Here is a 19582-nt window from a genome sequence, read left to right on the forward strand (position 1 = left end):
CTTACCCAATCATAGCAATGCTGCGTATATTGTCGGCGTCTGGATATACCTTTTTCGATTAAATGTTCAGCAGAATGCGCTGAGTGGCCTTAATTTTTTGCCGAAATGGAACTTTGTCGAGCACTCAATGTGGCGCATATTTGAGGCAGTTTTATCGAGCTAAATCGCCAGACTACAGTAGGGCCCGTCCAAGGATGCGCCCTACGTCCTTCGCTTTACCAACAGCTATTCCAGATCATGGTTTGGCAAAGACCACAACGGAACCAGCACCAAGGGCAGTCCTTTAAGTACCCCAAATGAGGTGGCATGCGCGAACAGTTCATCCACGCGATTGACGTGGTGCCAACCATCTTTGAAGGGTCTGGAATTTCTGCACCGGACTTTGTTTATGATCCTAACCTCGGGAGGCCGGTTGGCGGGATATGGGGTCTACCTTCTCAAACGCAAGATCTAAAGAAAACCCTGCCGATGATCCTTCAGTGGAATGAAGCCTTTGACATTTGCTCTGACGCGCTGACGGGTGTGAACGATGCGGAATACAAACCGCTGTTCAAACTGACGGCCAAGGCCGATAAGTTGACGGACAAAGCTGATCGACGCGTTGCAAATTGCCGGCGACAACAAGTAAAACCAAGAAGTTCGGCAAATTTCGCGACGGTATGACGGGTAGAATTCCCAAGGAGCGTAGCGCGACTGTGATCTATAGTTTGCCCGTTGATGAGTGCAGCTTGGGGCATAGCAATTTGGAGACTGCGAAGTTAGGATGAAGTCACACGGATTTACTCCGTCCCGTTCTTTTTGATTGTGAGTTTCCCACATGGCACCGCCCAAAACCCCCTCCAACGACACTTCCCTCAATACTTCCGTCGAGGAATCGCAGTCAGACGCTGTTGCGCGTCGCCTAAAGGGTGAATTTGTCCGTGGGGTAAGTGGGTTTCGAAGCGTTTTGGAGGAGGACTCTGACTTTCCCGCCGAGCCAAACCGCTACCACCTTTTCGTCGCGCTCAATTGCCCATGGTGTCACCGCGTGACCCTCGCAAGAAACGTCCTTGGCCTCCAAAATAGCATCACCATGGACGTGGCTTTTCCTAACCGCACCTTGGAGGACGATCCCGTCGCGGCCAGCCTTTGGGAGTTTAATCCACAACGGATCGCAACGCTCACGGGCGCGCCGCTTCCTGAATGCACTTCAGAAACCGCAACGGGACAGCAGTTTCGTTTGGTAAAGCAAATCTATGAAGCGGAGGGCGCGTTAGAAACCAGCGTGCCGATCCTTTACGACAAGAAAACCAAGCGCATTGTGGCAAATGAAAGTGCCGAGATTATACGGATGCTCAATAGGTACGCGGGGAAACTTGGCAGCACACTGTCCGATGCTGACCGTCCGGATTTGTACCCGACGGACAACGCGCCCCTGTGTGATGAGATCGACCGTCTAAACCACCAAATCTACGTTAATATCAACAACGGGGCCTATAAGGCGGGTTTCTCTTCGAGCCAAGACGTCTATGCGACGGCCTTCGAAAACTATTTTGAGGCGCTGGGCGTGTTAGAGCAGCACCTCGCAGCAGACAATCGCCCCTACCTGACAGGTGAAACCTTTACGGAAGCTGATCTGCGCTTGTTCCCGACCCTTTTTCGCCATGACCCTGTGTACTATCTGCGGATGAAGTTGAACGGGGCCATGATTTTGGACTACCCGCATCTTTGGCGTTGGCTATGCCGTGTCTATGCACTTCAAGGTGTCGCGGACAGCAGTGCGCTGGTGCATTGTCGCCAAGGATATTTTGGACGGTCATGGAACAATGTGGTGCCGCTGGGGCCGTTTCGTCCGATGACCTACCCCGAGGCCTTTGCGCACCCAGAACTTGCGCGTTAGGCCCCCCGAAAGTAACCAAATATGCGTTGATTAAAGCATTAGCGCCTTGTTCACGAGATCGTCTTTGCCAAGATACTTTGAGACATCGACGCCACGCTCCTCCAGTGCTTCGACAAGTTCAGTCTCGCTCAATTCCTTAATCGCCTCGGTGGTCATTTTCAGGAAATTGATCTTGCGCTTGACCGGAGGGTTTGTCTCGCCAAATACGCTGCGGTTTTCAAAGGCAAACTCCTGTGCATATTTGCCCATAAAATGGGTGAGGAACGTGTTGATACTTGGCCGAACTCTTGGGTCATCGGTCATGTGTTTTGCCGAGGCGTCGAGGGACTCCAGCATCAGTTTTGACCAGCGCTCAGCCCCTTTGTCATTCATTAGTTGAATCGCATTATGCGTGTGATGAAAGTTCAGCCGGAATTCCGCACCGTGATAGAAGGGGCCGCCGCCCATCACATCAATCCACATCGCCGCTTGAGTATTTATGTGGTGGTCAATGCCGCCAACGCGGGCAAAAACCGAGGTAAACCATGCTTCGTCCGCAAAGACACGCTCGTAAAAATCAGCAACGATATTGACGATCCGATCCTGCCCCAACACGGAATACAACTGCCAGAATTGAACCGGCTTTGAGACATCATTTGCTGCCGTAAGCGAGACGATCTGGGGAAGTCTGTGTGCGTCGGGCGGAAGCACCTTTTTGGTGATCGCGGAGGTGATGTAATCCCTTTGGATTTTTTCGGACATATAGCCATGCCGCGTTGGAAATCGGGGAAACTCAAATTTGGTCACAAGCTTGTCCTTTCGCACATAGATATGGGAATGATGTGTTCGTCGGATCTATATAGGGAGCCTGACACCGCCTTAACAGGGGGGCAATTTTTGGCCTGAGTACGTAATCGGGCAGCACCAAGGGTGGTACTGCCCAAATTTTGTGGGGTGTATTGATAGCTGAACCGCTACAAAGCGACGCCGAAAATCAATCCAGCAGCAGCAGTTGCGACCATGGCGAGTGTGCCCCAGAAGATCACACGCAAGGCGCCTTTCACGATCCCAGCCCCTCCGACGGACGCGCCAAGTCCACCCAGCGTCGCAAGAGCGACAAGCGTTGCAAGTCCAACAGCGATTGGCACCTGAGACACTGGCACTAATGCGGCGACAATCAAGGGAGCACCCGCACCGATGGCGAACGTCACCGCTGACACAACTGCAGCTTGAAGAGGACGCGCAGCAACCATATCGGAAATACCGAGTTCGTCCCGAACATGCGCGCCAAGGGCGTCTTTTTCGGTGAGTTGGATGGCAACTTGGCGCGCCAAATCTTCATCCAAACCACGCTCGACATAGATACGGGCCAATTCTTCAAGTTCGGCTTCGGGTGCTTCCACCAACTCTTTGGCTTCCCGCGCGATGTCAGCCTGCTCTGCATCTGATTGCGAACTGACAGACACATACTCGCCCGCCGCCATAGACATCGCACCCGCGACGAGGCCCGCGAAGCCCGCGATCAGAATTTCGGGGTGGCCAGACCCCGCCGTTGCAACCCCGATAATCAGGCTGGCCGTTGAAACAAGGCCGTCATTCGCCCCCATGACGGCGGCACGGAGCCAGCCAATGCGATGCACAAAATGTTCTTCGTCGTGTCTTGAAATGCTCATTTGGGTTGGCCTTTTTGCTCTTACGATTTGGGGCGCGTAACGTCTTGAATTGCGGCCAAGGTAGTTTCTCGTGGTTTGATCCTCAAGGCACGAAGTGCGTTCAGAATAACCGCGACGTCAATTACTTCCTGAAACAACGCGCCCTGCACAGGCGAAAGGTATCCAAAGGCCGCGGCGATCATCCCCGCAAAGGAAAGGCCAATCCCCGCAATCACACTTTCCAATGCAATCCGCCGCGCGCCCTGCGCCACCTCGATTCCTGAAAGCAGGGGACTCAGGCGGTCAACAAGAAGCACCATGTCTGCCGCCTCGGCGGAGGCCGCCGTTCCGCGCACCCCCATCGCCACGCCAATGTTCGCCGCCGCAAGAGCTGGCGCGTCGTTCACGCCGTCACCAACCATCATCACCGGTCCGTTTTCGCGCTCTGACAAAACCAGACGAACCTTTTGATCGGGCGTCAAATCGGAGCAAACCGCGTCAAAGCCCAACCCCTCGGTTACTGCTTCAGCAACGGCGCGCCGGTCGCCCGTTGCGAGCAGGATACGTTTGATGCCCGTCCGACGAAGCCCTGTCAAAAGCTCGGAAGTGCCCGATCTCAAAGCATCGGCCATCACCAAATGACCCGCCAATTGTCCGTCCACAGCAAGGGCCACAAGGATAGCGCCCGGTTCTTGAGTGGCCGCGCTAGAACTTGATGCTCCCACTTGCTCCATCACAAAGTTTAACCCGCCAACAAGAACGCGCCGCCCGTCAACCGTACCGCGAACACCATCGCCGGGTGTCTCGACGATATCCCGCGGGATCGGCAAAACAATATCGCGCGCCTGCGCTGCGGCGACGATTGCCTGCGCGATGGGGTGTTTGGACCCTTGATCCAAAGCCGCCGCAAAATAGAGAATTTCGTCTTCCGAGAAAGCGCCATGGCTTTGGATCGACACAATCTGTGGGCGGCCATCAGTGAGCGTGCCTGTTTTGTCGAGGATCAGCGTTTGAATGCCCGCCAAAGCTTCCAGTGGTTTGGCACCCTTGATCAGGGCGCCGTAATGAGCGGCGCGCGACAATCCCGCCACTAAGGCAACAGGTACTGCCAAAATTAAAGGGCAAGGCGTCGCCACAACCAGCACGGCCACGGCACGGATTGGATCGCCGGTGAACCACCATGCTGCAGTTGCCACCACGACAGTCACCACCAGAAAAAGCAGCGAATAGCGGTCTGCCAATCGTGCCATCGGCGCTTTTGATTTCTGCGCGGCTTCGACCAATCGAACGATCCCAGCATAGGTACTCTGTGCGGCGGGGAGAGTCGCGCGCAAGTCATAGGCCTCGCCGGAATTGGTTGAACCGCTCATGATATCGTCGCCGCGCGCAAGACGCACAGGCATGGCTTCGCCCGTCAAAGCGGATTGATCGAGCATCGCGCGATCGCTCTCTAAGGTCCCATCGACGGGGGCAATATCTCCCTGCCGGATCAGGAGCAAATCGTTGGGTTTGATATCGTCCAGCGGCACCTCGTCCAACGCGCCGTTGCGATGCCGTGTTGCGGTTCGTGGCACGCGCGACAACAGATTGCTCATCTCGCGCCGCGCCCGTCCTTCGGCAAAACTTTCGAGATAGGTTCCACCCGAATACATCAAGGCCACGACGGCAGCGGCGAGAGTCTCCCCAAAAACAAGGGCCGCAGCCATTGACAGCGCAGCAACGATATCAAGTCCAACTTCGCCTTTTCGCAGACTACGGGCTATCTCGATGACAAGGGCGGCAAGAACCGGAAGCACTCCAACTGTCCATGTGTAGGTGGCCAGCTCGGTGAAATCTGCCACCAAAAGTCCGAGACCAGCAAGCAGGCCGACAAGCGCGATTGCCAAAAGGACGACGTTGAGGCGATTTGAGATCATAAGAATATCTTTCCCGAAAAAAGCCATACTCCCCCGTTGATACAGGCCGCGAGCCGCTTCAAGTTTGGAACGAGTCTAAAGTCGAATTTTCAACCCTTCAAGCAGTCCGCTTTCCCAAACTAAAGTGGACTGCGATGATTTAGCAAAGCGCAGATTGCCGCATAGCTGTGACGATCCGCACCCCAAAAGGGGTTTTGAGAATGGGGTTACTGAAGTTTCGAGGTGCCAAAACTGAGGGAGTCCGTGACGGCTTTCACCAGATCTTTGCGGCGCACGGGTTTACTTAGGCGAATATCTTCGGCGCGCAACCCGTTGCCGTGGACGGCGGCCTCGCTGGCATAACCCGTCATGAAAACGACGGAAAGATTGGGGTAGTCTCCGCGCAATGCTTTTGCGAGGGTGGTGCCCTGAAGGTTTCCGGGCATGACAATATCCGTCAAGAGCAGGTCAAAGGTAGGTTTGTTCTCGAATATTTTAAAAGCCTCATCGCCATTTTCGGCGGCCGTAACCTGAAAGCCTTCCCGTTCTAGCAATTCGCAAATATTATCGCGGACCCCTTTTTCATCTTCCGCCACAAGGATATGTGCTTTCGCCTTTTGGTCTGCAGAAATCTCAATTCTGGGCTTCTCTGGCCGGACACTATCCGACCCTAATGCGTGGAAATAGAGCTTGAAGGTTGTCCCGACACCGGGTTCGGAATAAACCTGAATTGAACCACCCGACTGCTTGATAAATCCCTGAACCATTGGCAATCCCATGCCAGACCCCTCGCCTGGACCTTTCGTCGTAAAGAACGGGTCGAAAATATTCTCCAATGTGGCGCTCGAAATGCCGACCCCCGTATCACTCACCGCCAGCATCACATAGCGGCCAGGTCGAAGGTCTTGATCTTTAGCGCTTATGTAGTCTTGATCAATCCGCACATTCGCGGTTTCAATCGTTAGTTTTCCACCGTCCGGCATCGCATCGCGCGCATTTAGAATGAGGTTAAGCAGGGCGCTGATAGTTGTGCTTTTGTCTGCCTCAACTGGCCAAAGCCCCGCCAGCAAGGAGGTTTCGACCTCAATGTTTTCCGGCAGCGTGCGGCCAATCCAATTACGTGCGCTGCGTGTAACATCGTTGATATCAAGTACCGTGGGATCAAGGGGCGCCTTACGGGCAAAGGCCAGCATACTTTGCGTAAGTTCGCCGCCCCGCTCCGTCGCTTCAAGGCAGTTTTCGATCATTTCGCGCAAATTGTCCTGCTGCAAATCCTCCAGCATTATCTCCAAGTTGCCCATGATGATCGCAAGGATATTGTTGAAATCATGCGCAACGCCCCCCGTCAGTTGCCCGATACTTTTTTGCCGCTCCGCCTGTTGCGCAATTTCTGTTTGCCGGCGAGCTTCTTGTTCCGCGCGCACCTCATTCGATACATCCAATGCAATACAATACCACGTTGTTAGACCCATTTTATTCAAATGGGGGCGGCCGCTTACATGGATCCATTTTTCCTCGCCTTGTGGCGTGCGTGCCTTCCACCGTCCAGTCCAAGCCTTTCCTGTAGTTTCGGAACTAAAAATGGCGTCTCGAAACTCCTGCGTGTGTTCTGGTGTGAAAATTTTACGGAAACTATCCATGTCATGTTCAATTTCGTGTCCATGCATGCCCCACAACTCAAAACATCCGGGGCTTATGTGCCGTATTATGCCTTTGCGTTCATTATCGAGTTCGAGTTCAAAAATCACGCCGGGTACTGCTTCGGCCACAGACTCCAACCATTGCTCGGCCACGCCTCTTTTAAGATCGCTCGCCATGCGACGCTTTGTTTCTGCGACCAATTCTGCGTTTGTTTCCCTCCAATAGTTGAGACGAAACCCGGCAACCAATATTCCCAGAAGGGAACTTACAACTGAAATGAAAATAAATCCGAACCAATTGACGGGATTTTCATGGTAGGTCGCTATGTCAATTATGGGAAGTTGGCCGCCATTTAAATAGAGACGTGATATGGCGAAAGTGCCACCCATGGCTGCCGCAAGCGTTAAAAAACCAGGGCGAACACCCCAAACCACAGTCACGACAATCGGTAGGACCGCCAAAAAGGACAAGGTGGGTGCCGCTAGGCCAAACCGGACGACACCCAGAAGGCTAAGTCCAATAAGAACGGCAATCGCAAGCGCAAAAACGTTTAGCATTGGAAAGCGTTTGCGAAGTAGCAATGCGGTTACAAAAAGCATTACCAACAACGTTTGGATTGCAGGCACAACGCCCCATCCGTACTGATAGAACCGAAGAACCATTACCACAAACCCGAAGAGCGTCACCCACAACATTACACCCACGAATTTCTCAACAACGCGCGCTTGCTTTTGTGCAGCTTTTGACGGGTTTAGATCTGGAGTATTCTCTGTGTGATCCATTCGAATACTTCCTTTTCACGGTTTTTTTCAAGGAGACGCTATTATCCCGATTAGGGGCAAACAAAAATCAACAATTCTAGAAACTATTTCAACCGATAGTTGATTGTGCGGCTTTCTGGTCGACACTTATGCCAAGAAACCCCTTTGAATTGATTTATTAACGTCAATTTTCAAAAATGCGGTGATTTTTGACTTTCTAATCGCTGAGGACCCTTGCAAGACGAATGTCGGTATTCGGCAATTGTACCTACTAGGCGCCTCTGCGATGATAGGCTTCGCTTCAGGGAGGCACACGCATGGAAAATCCAACAAAATTTGATCAAAGCCCTCTTTATCGGTGGGTCATTTTGGGTGTGTCGATGGTGATCCTTGCGGTGACGATGGGCCAGCTTGTGAATGGGTTGTCTGTGTATTTCGTGCCCATCGGCGCGACCGAAGGCTGGAGCCGTGGCGACATCGCTTTGATCAACACGTGTGGGCTTTTGGGGCTTGGTGTTGGCTCGATCCTTATGGGCTATGCTGCCGAACGTTATGGCATCCGCAAGGTTGTGCTCTTTGGCATTGTCGCGACGGGGGTTGCGATTACCGTTGCCTCGGGTGCCACGGCACTTTGGCAATTCTATTTGCTCTTTTTCTTGGCGGGGGCGCTGGGCGGCGGGGCAATTTCCGCACCGCTTATGGCACTTGTCGGGAATTGGTTTGTGGTCGGCGCGGGATTGGCAATTGGGTTGGCGTCGGCGGGGCAAGCGCTCGGGCAAGGCGGCGTACCGTTCTCGGGAGCATTTCTGATTGAGGCGCTGGGCTGGCGCGGGGCAATGATGGCACAAGGGTTGATTACCTTGGCCGTTTTGTTGCCGCTTGGCATGTTCCTGCGCGACCCACCCGTGATTGCGCATAGTGCCAAACTCTCTGACGAGACTCCGTCCGGCTTGCCGAATAGTGTGATTACCGCGTGGATTTCCTTGGCGGTGATTTTCTGTTGCACTTGTATGGCCGTCCCCCTGATGCACCTTGTTCCGCTTATCCAAGGGCGCGGATTTGAAGCCCCTCAAGCGGGTAGCGTTCTGTTTGTTATGCTGATGGTCGCGATACTTGGCCGCCTAGCGTTTGGCAAACTGACCGACCTTATCGGTGCGATCCCCTCCTACTTTCTCGCGTCTGCATGGCAGACCGTGCTGGTGCTTGGATTTGTGTTTATCGACCGTTTGGATGTGTTTTATCTCTACGCGATGATTTACGGATTTGGCTATGCGGGCGTAATGACAACCATCATTGTCACCACCCGCAATCATACGGCACCCGCCCGCCGCGCGTCTTCCCTTGGGATCATTATGGCGTTCGCTTATGCGGGGCACGGGCTTGGCGGTTGGCAGGGCGGATACTTTTTCGACCTGACGGGCAGCTACCATTGGACCTATGCGAATGCGGCCATCGCGGGCGGCATCAACCTTGCGATTGTTGCCGCTCTTTGGATCACAGTGCGCAGTCGTGCACGGGTGGTGGCTGCGTAACTTAGGCTTCCGTTGGAGCCAGTTGCGCTTCTTTCACGGCGATTTCCGCCATCGCAAGCATTGCTTCGCGCGTTTGTGCGGCGGCGATGAAACGGCCGTTGTGGCAAAAAGTTGCGCCGGCAACACCGGAGGCGGCCTCAAGGTCCGCATTGGTGAGGCCCGCCCAAGACGCGGGCAAATCGGCCCGCAATTCAAACCCCTCGTCGTTGAGGCGGATACCCATCAGCGACCAATCTTTGCCGCGAGGGTTCACAACATACAAAAGGTGATCAGCCCCCGCCTTTTTCACAGCGGAGCGGTAAGGCATGCCCATGGGCAATTCCAGAATCTTGCTCTCGCCCGCAGCGACGATGGCGGTATGAACAACAGTCTCTGCGCGCAGTTTGGCGGCACTTCTAGCGATCCGAGCCTCGACAAAAACCCGGGCCACATTAAGCGCCGTGTGGAAGGCTTCGGTTTCGGCCTCTTGACCCGTCACATCAAACACTGGCTTGAGCGTTTCGAGCAAGGCCGAGAGCGTAAGTCCCGCGAGCGGCCCCGCGATGGAAGGGCTAAGCGCTCCGTTGTCCACCAAATCGATTGGCAAAACAAAGCCCTTGTCAAACGAGGCAAAAACCAAATCCAAATCCGCTTCAGGCACGCCCGAAGCCACCAAATAGTCGCGCCCGTAATGTTTCCAAATCAGGCCAAAAGAGCTGTAGGGTTGTTCGTCGTCCCGCAAGGGGGCATCGCGCTGGTGGTGGTCGAAAATCCGAAGTTCAGCATCATAGGAGCCGCCCACATCGTAAATGATTTTGTCTTCGCTTGGGGTAATCCATTCGGGCGCGCGGCTGCGTACAATTTTGGCTTCGGGGAAGATCCGCGTCAAAATCACACTTGAGAGCAATTCATCCGCATGGAAACCACCGGAATGGGTGACAAGGTAAGTTGGGGTCATTTGGAAATCACTTTGCAAGTTTAGAGAAGAGGGCGCTTTGAGCGCCGTAGATAAGCCACATACGGGCAGGAAATCAACAGGGGCCGTGAAAGAAAACTTAGGAACCTTGGTTGCCGAGATCGTGCCCAAACGCGCGGTGGGGCTGGCGTTTTAGTCCCAAAGCGGCCCCAATTGAAACGCGCGGTTGCGCCTTTTTCAAGTGGTGCGCAATCTCGGTCCAGTGGCGATCAATCTCAGATTCGGGCGCGGCTGTGGTCCCGTAACGTGCGTGGGTTAAGTTGTGCAAGGCGGCCTCTAAGGCATCACTCTGTTCGAGGTTGTCCACTAGGGAAAGTAGGCGCGTGAGATCGTATGCTTGAGCAGCCTTCCGCGCGCTCCGAAAGGCTGCGTGGGGCGAGTTGTTATAATTCGCCCGTAAACGATGCCTGATCCTCTGAAAGCGAGCGCGGGCAAATCGGGCCCAAAGCAACCAGAGAAGCAAAGCGAGAAGCGGGGCAACAATAAGCGTTCCGATCAAGTTTTTGTCCAATGATCGTTCGACAATATTGGGTTGGGTTATGGCCACTGACAGGCCCGGAAGGTCGACCGTTTCGATGGAGTTGGTTTTGAGATTAAACCACTCAAGCGACAGGTCCGGAAGAACGGCCGTGCCCGCAGTTTGCGCAATGTAAACCACGCGTTCCTCTCGCGTCCCGGACATGACGCCGCGGTTGGAAGTCTCGGTCACCTTGGGGTCTTGCGGGTAAATAGCGACCCCATCAATATCTTCGGACCCCAAGAAGGGCGGTATGAAGAGGGGGGAAGTGCCATCAATTTTGACAATGATTTTGCGCTCAATCGAGTCGCCCTCCGCGATGGGGCCTTCTTGCGGAATGAGGGTTTGAGTGGCAGAGAGGCCCTGCGCAAGGAGCGGCGGGTTGAGGCCTTCAGCGCCTTTGGGCAGCGTGGCGTTTATTGTCAGTTCCGGTATTCTTCCCGTGAAGGTGATTTCTTGATTGGTTTCAGGGGACATATAAAAAAGGGTGACACTTTGGGCGGGAATTTGCGTTTGCCCGGCGACCATTGGGTACATCCGATAGGACCGCGTGATGCCCGACCACGTCGTTCCACTGATGACCTTGCTGGTCGGAGTAGTGGATCGCTCGGGCAGGCGAACAATCATATTTTCGGTCTCAAAGCTCGGAAATATTGGTGGTTTCGGCATGTGTGTTGGCACAAGAACCGTAACGCGCAGCACGAAGGGTTGGCCGACAGTAACGGCCTCTTCTGAAAATTCCGTGGTGATTGTCGGGGTCTGTGCGAAAGCCGCGCTTTGAAATGCCAAGAAAAGGAGCGCGAGAAAACCAGCAAGGAGCGTGCGCATCATGGGTTCCCCTCTGACGTTTCAAGCATAAATCTCGTACGTAGAAAATCGCTCACATCCGTGTCAACGCTGCGCATCCATTGCTCATCCGTCAATGTAGCTGCGGTCTCCTCGCCGCGCTCGATTTGGGTTTCCGCACCCAAGCCGCTTTCGTTGTCAAAAACCGTGTCATCTGCCCCAATGCCCGCCTCTTCGCCTGTATCTGATTGTGATTGCGTGCTTTCCACATAAGCCGCGATGGCTTGGGCGACGATCAAATTGTGTTGCGCCGCTTCATTGGTAGGGTCGCGTTCGAGCGCCTTTTTAAAAGCCCGCACACCGTCGCGATATTTTCGATTTCGCAGCAGCGCCATCCCCTCGCCCAAAGCGCCGTCGGACGTTTCAATTCGGGAATAGGCTTCTGTTGCTTCCTCATATTGCCCACTAATAAAGAGCGTATAGGCCCGCCATTCAAGGTCTTGGAAATGGGTTGCAGCCTCGGTGAAATCTTTGTTCGCATAGGCCATTTGCCCCTGCTGGTCCGGAGTGAAAAACCAGTCCTTAAGCCCACTGGCCTGTGCGCTGCGCGGGAAAGGCAGCATGAGCAGCAAGACTACCGCCCATTGCATCGTCCAACCCCGCCGAAACGTAAGTAAAATCAAGAGAGCAACAGGCCACGCCAGAAACCATCCGCGATCATTCCACGCTTGGGTTTCGTCTTCGAGAAGGGCTTTGCGATAGGCCGAAAGTACAGTGCGCTCAATTTGCTTAATATCGGAATCGTCGACGGTCATGTGGACGACGTCGCTATTGGGAATAGACTCTATTTGGGGGACTTTGAGTGTTTCGGGGCCCGCGATAAGGAAAACAACGGGCGAGCGTTCGTCGGCGTTTTCGGTGAATGCGGTCAGATTTGCAGGGTTAAAATCGTCCAACACAAAAAGGATCGCGCCAGGCGTTTCTGCACGGGAAAGTTCCGTTAATGCCAGCGTTAGAGCCGCATCCGCTCGGTCGCCTTCCTTTGGCATGGTGGCTGCCGAAAGGCCTTGCAGGTAGGAGCTTATGATACTCGGATCTTGGGTGAGGGGCGCCACGCGATGGGCGGAACCCGCGTAGGCAATCAGGGCAGTTTGCGCCCCCGAACGTTGTTTTACCAAGTCGATGATTTTGAAACTTGCACGTTGGAGGCGCGAAGGTTGTACATCGGTTTCTTCCATAGACGGTGTCACCTGAAGCGCGACGACAAGCGGGGCGGTCTGCGCCAAAAGAGGGTTTGGCATGCGGCTCCAAGTTGGGCCCGCGACCGCAAGGGTGAGCAAGGCAAGCGCGAGGGCCAGTGTGTCGATCGGATAAAAACGGCGGTCTTCGTTGGCGCCGATCAACAGGGCTTGGGCCAAATGCGGCGCGAGCCCCTCGGTGAGGGCTTGATCGGACTTTTTCTTGGGGCTAATGATCCACCACAAGCCGACGATGACGGGCAGCAATACGAGCCATTCGGGGCGGAGAAAGTGAAAGACCTCAAGCATTTTTCTGCTTTCGTTTCGCTGTGAACACCAACCAAAGGAGGGCAGAAAGGGTAAGGCAGAGAGCAACCCCGAAAGGGATATGTGAAAGCGGTTCGCGCGGTTGGAACTCTGCACTGTCGATGACACGCGGATTCAACGCATCAATGGTGTCGTATATTTCGCGCAACCCCTCGGAGTCGTCGGCAAAATAAAACTGGCCATTCGCGCGATCTGCGATTTGGATGAGAGCCTCGGTATCCACTCGCGCTTCGCCTTCGCCGTCTTCTTTGCCGATGCCGATTGTGTAAATCGAAACGCCCTGACGTGCAGCAATATCGGCGGCGTTGATTGGGCTCATACGGCTGTTTGTGTCGGCGCCGTCGCTGAGGAGAATGACGAGTTTTTGGTCAACATCGCTGCCCTGAAACGTGTTCAGAGCGAGGCCAATTGCATCGCCGATGGCCGTATGTGGCCCCGCCATGCCGACCTGTGTTTGGTTTAAAATTTCCGCCGCCGTTTCGAGGTCTTCGGTGAAGGGCACTTGTAAATAGGCGTCGCTGCCAAAAACGATGAGCGCAATACGGTCACCTTCCCGTTCAGCAATGAAATCCCCCACAACTTGCTTTACGGCATCCAGACGTTGCAGCGGTTTTCCGTCAGAGCCAATGAGGTCGCGTTCATCCATCGACCCCGAAATATCGACGGCAAGAACGACGTCGCGCGCGGAGGTTTCAATCGTGATGGGATCCCCGAGTTTTTCGGGCTGGGCAAGGCCGATCACCATCAAAACCCAAACGAGCGCACTGGCTATAAACTGCAGTTTTGTATGGCTGCGGACAATGGCACCGCTGGAATGGGGCATATCGACGGCTTGTGCCATCGAGCGAAAGAATGGCACGCGTAAGGCGGAGGAGCGTTCCTGATAGGGTGGCGCGAATTTCCAAACCAGCAGAGGGATTGGGAGCAGGAGAAACGCAAGGGGCAGGGCGAAAGATAGCATTATGCCCCTCCTCTTTTTTGTACTTTATGGGAGGTCACCCATTCTTTGGCGCGTGCGGGCAGGTCGCTGGGCATGTGCGCGGATTGATAGGGCGCGTGGATCAATGCGGTACCTGCAGCGGTGTCGGTGAAAAGTGGTTTTCCTGCGGTGCTATCGAGAAATGCGAGCCAGCTGTCACCGATTAAGCCTGCCACATCTTGCCTTGGGAAGGCCGCCAGTGCCGTTTTGCGCAGGACATTTGCAAGGGCAACGGGATCGTCACCCGCGCGTTTGAGAGCGCCGATTGCCGCGCGCCGATAGGCATTTTCGCGTCGGTATTTGAGCCAGTGATTGAGTAGAAACCCAAGGGTCGCCAAAATCGCAAGTCCTAACCAAATCCAACCGACCGTTTGGGGAAACATAGAGATATCCGCGGGAGCAGCAGGCGGAATGAGTTCGCCGTAAAGCTCGGACAGGCTCAGCGTGGAAAGGTCATCGCTCATTTGGGACCCTGCCTTTTCCCCAACAACTTAAGGAGCTGCGGCAGGGTGTCTTGGGAGCAAGTTAAGGGCAAGACTGGCAGGCCAAATTTATGTGCGAAGGTCATCAATTCTGCCAAACGTCCCGTGGTGAACTCCAGCAGTTTCTTTCGGGTTTGTGCTTCGTTGGTTTTAAGCAGGCCTTGAATTTCGCCATCTGATACAACGATTTCGATACCTTCGGGGAGCGCTTTTGAAAACGGATCAGAAATTGAGAAAAGGATCACATCGTTTTTCTGGGAAAGGGTGCGCAGCAGTTTAAATGTCTGTTCGTTCATTCCGTCAAAATCACTAAAAATCAGAACCTGCCCGTTGGTTTTGGCTAGACGGCAGGCCGCTTTGAGGGGCTCATTCAGCGACATCGTGTCAATCGAGGGCCCCTTAGCGTGGAGGGCGCAATTCGCCTTTGCGAGCGTGGCGATAAACTGGCTGAGGGCTTTGGCGTTCGCCTTTGGGCGGAGTTCGGTCATTTCGGTGTCGTTGAAGACAATACCGCCAACACGGTCGGCCTTGGCATGGATGGCTTGCGCGGCGAGGGCGGCGGCCTCGGCGGCGGTGACGGATTTCATGTTGTGTTTGCTGCCGAAAAACATCGACATGCGTTGATCAACGATCAGCAAAACCGAATGGTCGCGCTCTTCTGTATAGACCCGCACATAGGGTTCGCCGGTGCGGGCGGTGACTTTCCAGTCAATTGTGCGCACATCGTCGCCAACGGAATAGTGGCGCAATTCTTCAAAGTTGAGGCCGCGCCCTTTGAGTTTAGACGCATGTTGACCGTTGAGAATACTTTTCGAAGGTTGCGCGGGAAGAAAGGAAATCCCGCGCGCACGGGTCGCAAGCGCCCGTAGATGAGCGGCATCAACATGTATCCGAGGATCAAGTTGCTCTGTCATTACAACCCCTTACGGTAATGCCACGAGCGAGATTATCGTATCAATCACCATGTCGGGGGTGATCCCCTCGCCCTGCGCTTCATAACTCAATGCTATACGGTGGCGCAGCACGTCATGGGCGACGGCTCGCACATCGGCAGGGTCGACATAATCACGTTGAGAAAGCCACGCATGGGCGCGGCCACATTTATCGAGGGCGAGCGAGGCGCGAGGGCTTGCGCCGATTTCGATCCAGCGCGCCAAATCTTCGCTCAACGCGGCGGGTGTTCGGGTCGCGTAAACTAGGTCCGCCATATAGCGTTCCATTGCATCGGAAACGTGGATTTGTGCTATCTCGCTGCGAGCGTCGAAAATGGCGGATTGCGGGATGCTCGCGGGGGCAGCTTTTGCTCCGCCCTTGGGCTGGTTTTTGGCTTGCTCTTCGCGGCGCACAAGGCGGATCACTTCGACTTCGTCCTCAACGGGCGGATAATCGACGCGCACATGCATCATAAAGCGATCCATTTGCGCCTCGGGGAGGGGGTAGGTTCCGTCTTGCTCAATCGGATTCTGCGTCGCCATAACAATAAACAGCGGGGGCATTTTATGGGTGGTACCCGCGACCGTTACTTGGCGTTCTTCCATCGCTTCGAGGAGAGCGGCTTGCACCTTGGCGGGGGCGCGGTTGATCTCGTCAGCGAGAACGATGTTGGCGAAAATCGGACCCTGTTCAAATCGGAATTCCGCGCCGTCTTTGGTTTGGTGATAGACTTCGGTGCCCGTGACGTCTGAAGGCAGTAGGTCAGGTGTGAACTGGATGCGGCCAAACTCGGCCTCAAGGTTATTCGCCATCGCTTTTACCGCGCGCGTCTTGGCCAGTCCTGGGAGGCCTTCGATCAGTAAGTTCCCATCTGCCAGCAGGCCAATAATCAGGCGTTCTACGACAGCCTTTTGACCAATAATGGAATTGCCCATACGGGTCCTGAGGTCTTCAATCTGCTCAAAGGTGTTCATCGCGGAATGTCCTAAGTGAAAAAAGTTCTATTCAAATTTGCGGCGCGTGAGATTTGATATCAGTGGCGCCACAAGAGGTCCCCATTAGACTGGAACAGTTTTCAGGTTTAGTTGCTACCTGAAATTTCGGTAAGTCGGTCCATTACGCGCCCAAGAGAGAACGACGCCGCTTTCTGACGTGGCGGGAAACCTTTGACGGTCGCAAAAAATGTTCCAACCAATCATAGTAGGTATTGGATGTACGATAAGAGCGCTCATATGGGTCGCGAGGCAGATTGAATATCAAAGGAATACACAACTCTGTCCAAGGTTCGATCCGTGCGCGAAGGGCCGTGTATGCTTTTTGCTCAAGGGAAACGATCTTCCAGCCGCTGCAAGGAACGTTGGTAACCAATTCATGTGGTGCATAATTTCGTTGCGAACTGAACCTGCTTCGATCTTACAGGGCCAGCGAACTATCGGAGGAACGCGCCAGCCACCTTCCCAGTTGGTGTTCTTTTCGCCCAAGAAAGGCGTCATGCTGGCATCTAGCCACGTGTTCATGTGAACGCCGTTATCTGTAGAATATTGAACGATTGTGTTGTTTGCGGCAATAACGGCTCTCACTGAAAGGGCAAGAGTTGCACTTGCGCCGACCATTCGCCCAAAAATAAAGGGGCCTATAGGTTTATACATCTCATTCTCCCTATAAGTAAGGTGGATGATAACTTGAAATTCTCTTTTTTCCTCAAACACATAGCTAAAATGAATCCGCGGATGTGTTAAGGTCGCAGTCAAACACTACACTTTTTTGGACACATTTCGCTAGAATGTTTTGAAGGAAATATCCCTCCCTACTCCCTGTCGCTGAGGTCTGATTGTAGCTGGCGAAGAAATGTGTCGTTCGGGACGTTTTCAACAGCCCGATTTGCAGCCTCAAGGGCTGCGGGGTAATCCTCAAGGGCGGCATGGATGCGAATAACCATCCCCCAAGCCTGTGTTTGTTGCGGATCAAGCACAACGGCCTCCTCGAATGCGGCCAAAGCAGCATCCATATTGCGGGTCGTGAGGCCAATGCCCCCCAACACCAATTGAGCTTCAGGGAAGTCGGATTTTACGGCGAGGGAGTCTTCCCATTCGCCCATTGCATTGTTCAGATCGTCAGTCATTCGGTCGGGCATCCGCGCAATCCGCATCCCCAAGAAGTTGCGTGCGGCAGCGATGCGGACCGATTTTACGGGATCAGCAAGCATCCCTACAAGGCGTACCGAGCGTTCGGTTTCGGGCGCACCCCTTTGAACTGAAATGGCGCCTTCGCGTACGAGCGGGTCACTGTCTTCTAGTAGGGGTTCGAGGCGGCTTGCGATTTCTGGGTCTGATATGCTCGCCAAAATCTCTAGTGCCGAGGCCCGCACGATGGCGGGGAGCGATTGATACTCGGCAATCTCGATCAGATTTAAAACATTGCCCGTCGGATTGAGGCGGGCCGAAGCGAAGGTTTGCCCATAGTGGCGTGTGCGGTGTGTACTGTCTGGGAACCATGCCTCAAGCGTTTCGGCGGCCCATTTGGCGGATTTGTCGTCGTGACAATCGTTGCACGCATTCGGCGTTTCGATGCCATAGGTAAGGTCGGGGCGGGGAATACGGAACGAGTGATCGCGGCGTCCGTCGACACCCATGTAGGTGCGCTCAATCATATGACAGTTTTTACACTGCGCGCCATCGCTGCCGTCGGGGTGAAAGGTATGGGATGGATCGTCATATGTTTTGAGAGGGAGGGACACGAAATCAGGATTGCCCGCCTCGGAGTGACATTGTGTGCAAACGGCGTTGCCCTCCGCTTTCAATTCCGCGGTATGTGGATTGTGGCAATTCGTACAGGTCACACCCTTGGCGTTCATCTTGGATTGGAGGAAGGAGCCATAGACATAGACCTCGTCCAAAATCTGCCCGTCGGCATGATAGAGCGTCTCGCGCAACGGACTCAGCCGATAAGCGTCATGAAATCCGGTGCCGGGCAGGGGGTTGCCATCGCCAAACGGCTCGCGACGGGAATGACAGGTCGCGCATTGTTGCACTTCAATCTCGCCCCCTTCGGAGAGGTCGATAGTAAAGCCCGTCGCATCGATTTTGTTCCAGTCCGCCATGTCGAAATCCGAATCCGGCTCTGCCCATTTAACATGCGCTTCGCCTGGTCCGTGACAACTCTCGCAGCCAACCCCAATTTCTGCCTGCGTGCTGGCATAGGTTTTGGTTTCGGCGGAATAGTTTTTTTCAAAACCGGTTGCGTGGCATTCTGCACACCGTGCGTTCCAGTTCTTATAGGGACCGCTCCAATGGTATCCGTCACCCGCTGGTAAATCCTGTGTCGGATATAAGTGGAACCATGTTTGCCCCACTACATCCCATGCAATGTCAAACGACTGTAGGGTTCCTGGCTTGGTCTCAATCAAATACTGCTGCAACGGTGTGATGCCGACGACACCTGTAACGGGATAGGTTGTCATCTTCCCGTCAGGGCCTTCGGTGTCGATCATATAGATGTCGTCATTGCGGTAGAAACGCGTGGCAACGCCTTGGTGTGTAAAGGTCACATCCGAGAAGTCCCCCAGAATGGTTTGGGCATTGGGCTCGGTCCACGCCAAAGCATGGTGCGATCCCTCCCATTCCTCGGCGGCGGATTCATGACAGGTGGCACAAGTTTGGGTGCCAACAAATTCGGGAATAGTTTGCGCGCGTATAGAGTGTGCGCTGAAAGCAAGAACCGCTCCTATAAGAGCCGCTCGGAATAAGAGGTTGGTAAGGGGTGCCCTTAGAGGGAAGTGATGCACGGAGTTCTCCCGAAAATATCTGGCCGTATAATGATTTGCGGGAAAGGTCGCTTTTTGCCTTGGGATTGGCAAGGGATAATCGCGCGGTCAGGTTTGGGTATGTCGACAGGCCTTTCGGATTCGTGACAATTCCGCGAAGCCACACCTTGAGTCTGTGGATAACTGTTGATTTGGAGTGTTTTGGTTGGATTTCTTGCCGTGGTTGTCTAAAATTCGGGTGTTGGTCCGTGATTTTTTGCACC

General features: G+C 54.2%; 16 protein-coding genes. 3 read left to right on the forward strand and 13 right to left on the reverse strand.

Annotation, left to right across the window (positions count from 1 at the left end; translation table 11 throughout):
* Positions 1-306: 306 nt before the first annotated feature.
* Positions 307-663, forward strand: coding sequence for a hypothetical protein (locus AB9F27_RS20220; protein WP_335586447.1), 357 nt, complete (start codon positions 307-309; stop codon positions 661-663).
* Between the two features lie 154 nt (positions 664-817).
* The gene (locus AB9F27_RS20225) at positions 818-1879 is read left to right on the forward strand and encodes a glutathione S-transferase C-terminal domain-containing protein (RefSeq protein WP_335586448.1); all 1062 of its coding nucleotides are present in this window, start codon (positions 818-820) and stop codon (positions 1877-1879) included.
* 30 nt (positions 1880-1909) lie between these two features.
* On the opposite strand, the gene AB9F27_RS20230 is transcribed toward AB9F27_RS20225, so the two are convergent.
* The 4 genes from AB9F27_RS20230 to AB9F27_RS20245 form a co-directional block, all read right to left on the reverse strand.
* The gene (locus AB9F27_RS20230; RefSeq protein ID WP_335586449.1) at positions 1910-2665 is read right to left on the reverse strand and encodes a hypothetical protein; all 756 of its coding nucleotides are present in this window, start codon (positions 2663-2665) and stop codon (positions 1910-1912) included.
* Positions 2666-2832: 167 nt separating this feature from the next.
* The gene (locus AB9F27_RS20235) at positions 2833-3531 is read right to left on the reverse strand and encodes a VIT family protein (RefSeq protein WP_369756780.1); all 699 of its coding nucleotides are present in this window, start codon (positions 3529-3531) and stop codon (positions 2833-2835) included.
* Between the two features lie 20 nt (positions 3532-3551).
* Complete coding sequence (locus AB9F27_RS20240; RefSeq protein WP_335586451.1) at positions 3552-5426, reverse strand: heavy metal translocating P-type ATPase; 1875 nt, start codon at positions 5424-5426, stop codon at positions 3552-3554.
* Positions 5427-5632: 206 nt separating this feature from the next.
* Positions 5633-7828, reverse strand: a complete 2196-nt coding sequence (locus AB9F27_RS20245) for a response regulator (protein ID WP_369758057.1) — start codon at positions 7826-7828, stop codon at positions 5633-5635.
* Between the two features lie 296 nt (positions 7829-8124).
* Here AB9F27_RS20245 and AB9F27_RS20250 point away from each other — a divergent pair, with 296 nt between their 5' ends.
* The gene (locus AB9F27_RS20250; RefSeq protein WP_335586860.1) at positions 8125-9339 is read left to right on the forward strand and encodes an MFS transporter; all 1215 of its coding nucleotides are present in this window, start codon (positions 8125-8127) and stop codon (positions 9337-9339) included.
* Position 9340: 1 nt separating this feature from the next.
* Here the strand turns inward: AB9F27_RS20250 and AB9F27_RS20255 are convergent, their stop codons facing one another.
* From AB9F27_RS20255 to AB9F27_RS20295, 9 genes are all read right to left on the reverse strand, one after another.
* The gene (locus AB9F27_RS20255) at positions 9341-10276 is read right to left on the reverse strand and encodes an MYG1 family protein (protein ID WP_335586859.1); all 936 of its coding nucleotides are present in this window, start codon (positions 10274-10276) and stop codon (positions 9341-9343) included.
* A 97-nt stretch (positions 10277-10373) separates the two neighbouring features.
* Complete coding sequence (locus tag AB9F27_RS20260) at positions 10374-11642, reverse strand: hypothetical protein (RefSeq protein ID WP_335586858.1); 1269 nt, start codon at positions 11640-11642, stop codon at positions 10374-10376.
* On the reverse strand, positions 11639-13144 hold the full coding sequence (locus AB9F27_RS20265; RefSeq protein WP_369758058.1) for a VWA domain-containing protein: 1506 nt from the start codon (positions 13142-13144) through the stop codon (positions 11639-11641). Before AB9F27_RS20265 ends, AB9F27_RS20260 begins: the two co-directional genes overlap by 4 nt.
* Positions 13137-14123 (reverse strand): VWA domain-containing protein, encoded by a 987-nt coding sequence (locus tag AB9F27_RS20270; RefSeq protein ID WP_335586856.1) that lies wholly within the window; start codon positions 14121-14123, stop codon positions 13137-13139. Before AB9F27_RS20270 ends, AB9F27_RS20265 begins: the two co-directional genes overlap by 8 nt.
* The gene (locus AB9F27_RS20275; RefSeq protein WP_335586855.1) at positions 14123-14605 is read right to left on the reverse strand and encodes a DUF4381 domain-containing protein; all 483 of its coding nucleotides are present in this window, start codon (positions 14603-14605) and stop codon (positions 14123-14125) included. The genes AB9F27_RS20270 and AB9F27_RS20275 overlap by 1 nt, the downstream gene beginning before the upstream one ends.
* Positions 14602-15537 carry a DUF58 domain-containing protein gene (locus tag AB9F27_RS20280; RefSeq protein ID WP_335586854.1) on the reverse strand — a complete coding sequence of 312 codons (936 nt, stop codon included), beginning with the start codon at positions 15535-15537 and terminating at the stop codon, positions 14602-14604. Before AB9F27_RS20280 ends, AB9F27_RS20275 begins: the two co-directional genes overlap by 4 nt.
* Before the next feature lie 9 nt (positions 15538-15546).
* On the reverse strand, positions 15547-16530 hold the full coding sequence (locus tag AB9F27_RS20285) for a MoxR family ATPase (RefSeq protein ID WP_335586853.1): 984 nt from the start codon (positions 16528-16530) through the stop codon (positions 15547-15549).
* A gap of 282 nt (positions 16531-16812) precedes the next feature.
* Complete coding sequence (locus AB9F27_RS20290) at positions 16813-17205, reverse strand: sulfatase-like hydrolase/transferase (protein WP_369758059.1); 393 nt, start codon at positions 17203-17205, stop codon at positions 16813-16815.
* Between the two features lie 158 nt (positions 17206-17363).
* Positions 17364-19340 (reverse strand): multiheme c-type cytochrome, encoded by a 1977-nt coding sequence (locus AB9F27_RS20295; protein ID WP_335586852.1) that lies wholly within the window; start codon positions 19338-19340, stop codon positions 17364-17366.
* Positions 19341-19582: the final 242 nt, after the last annotated feature.

The sequence above is a fragment of the Falsihalocynthiibacter sp. CO-5D18 genome (assembly GCF_041205445.1).
Taxonomy (GTDB): domain Bacteria; phylum Pseudomonadota; class Alphaproteobacteria; order Rhodobacterales; family Rhodobacteraceae; genus Falsihalocynthiibacter; species Falsihalocynthiibacter arcticus.

What these genes read in the sequence shown, in the direction of transcription:
- AB9F27_RS20220 (WP_335586447.1), top strand. Translation starts at nt 307, where the DNA reads ATGCGCGAACAGTTCATCCACGCGATTGACGTGGTGCCAACCATCTTT.
- AB9F27_RS20225 (WP_335586448.1), top strand. Translation starts at nt 818, where the DNA reads ATGGCACCGCCCAAAACCCCCTCCAACGACACTTCCCTCAATACTTCC.
- AB9F27_RS20235 (WP_369756780.1), bottom strand. Translation starts at nt 3,531, where the DNA reads ATGAGCATTTCAAGACACGACGAAGAACATTTTGTGCATCGCATTGGC.
- AB9F27_RS20240 (WP_335586451.1), bottom strand. Translation starts at nt 5,426, where the DNA reads ATGATCTCAAATCGCCTCAACGTCGTCCTTTTGGCAATCGCGCTTGTC.
- AB9F27_RS20245 (WP_369758057.1), bottom strand. Translation starts at nt 7,828, where the DNA reads ATGGATCACACAGAGAATACTCCAGATCTAAACCCGTCAAAAGCTGCA.
- AB9F27_RS20250 (WP_335586860.1), top strand. Translation starts at nt 8,125, where the DNA reads ATGGAAAATCCAACAAAATTTGATCAAAGCCCTCTTTATCGGTGGGTC.
- AB9F27_RS20255 (WP_335586859.1), bottom strand. Translation starts at nt 10,276, where the DNA reads ATGACCCCAACTTACCTTGTCACCCATTCCGGTGGTTTCCATGCGGAT.
- AB9F27_RS20260 (WP_335586858.1), bottom strand. Translation starts at nt 11,642, where the DNA reads ATGATGCGCACGCTCCTTGCTGGTTTTCTCGCGCTCCTTTTCTTGGCA.
- AB9F27_RS20265 (WP_369758058.1), bottom strand. Translation starts at nt 13,144, where the DNA reads ATGCTTGAGGTCTTTCACTTTCTCCGCCCCGAATGGCTCGTATTGCTG.
- AB9F27_RS20270 (WP_335586856.1), bottom strand. Translation starts at nt 14,123, where the DNA reads ATGCTATCTTTCGCCCTGCCCCTTGCGTTTCTCCTGCTCCCAATCCCT.
- AB9F27_RS20275 (WP_335586855.1), bottom strand. Translation starts at nt 14,605, where the DNA reads ATGAGCGATGACCTTTCCACGCTGAGCCTGTCCGAGCTTTACGGCGAA.
- AB9F27_RS20280 (WP_335586854.1), bottom strand. Translation starts at nt 15,537, where the DNA reads ATGACAGAGCAACTTGATCCTCGGATACATGTTGATGCCGCTCATCTA.
- AB9F27_RS20285 (WP_335586853.1), bottom strand. Translation starts at nt 16,530, where the DNA reads ATGAACACCTTTGAGCAGATTGAAGACCTCAGGACCCGTATGGGCAAT.
- AB9F27_RS20290 (WP_369758059.1), bottom strand. Translation starts at nt 17,205, where the DNA reads ATGTATAAACCTATAGGCCCCTTTATTTTTGGGCGAATGGTCGGCGCA.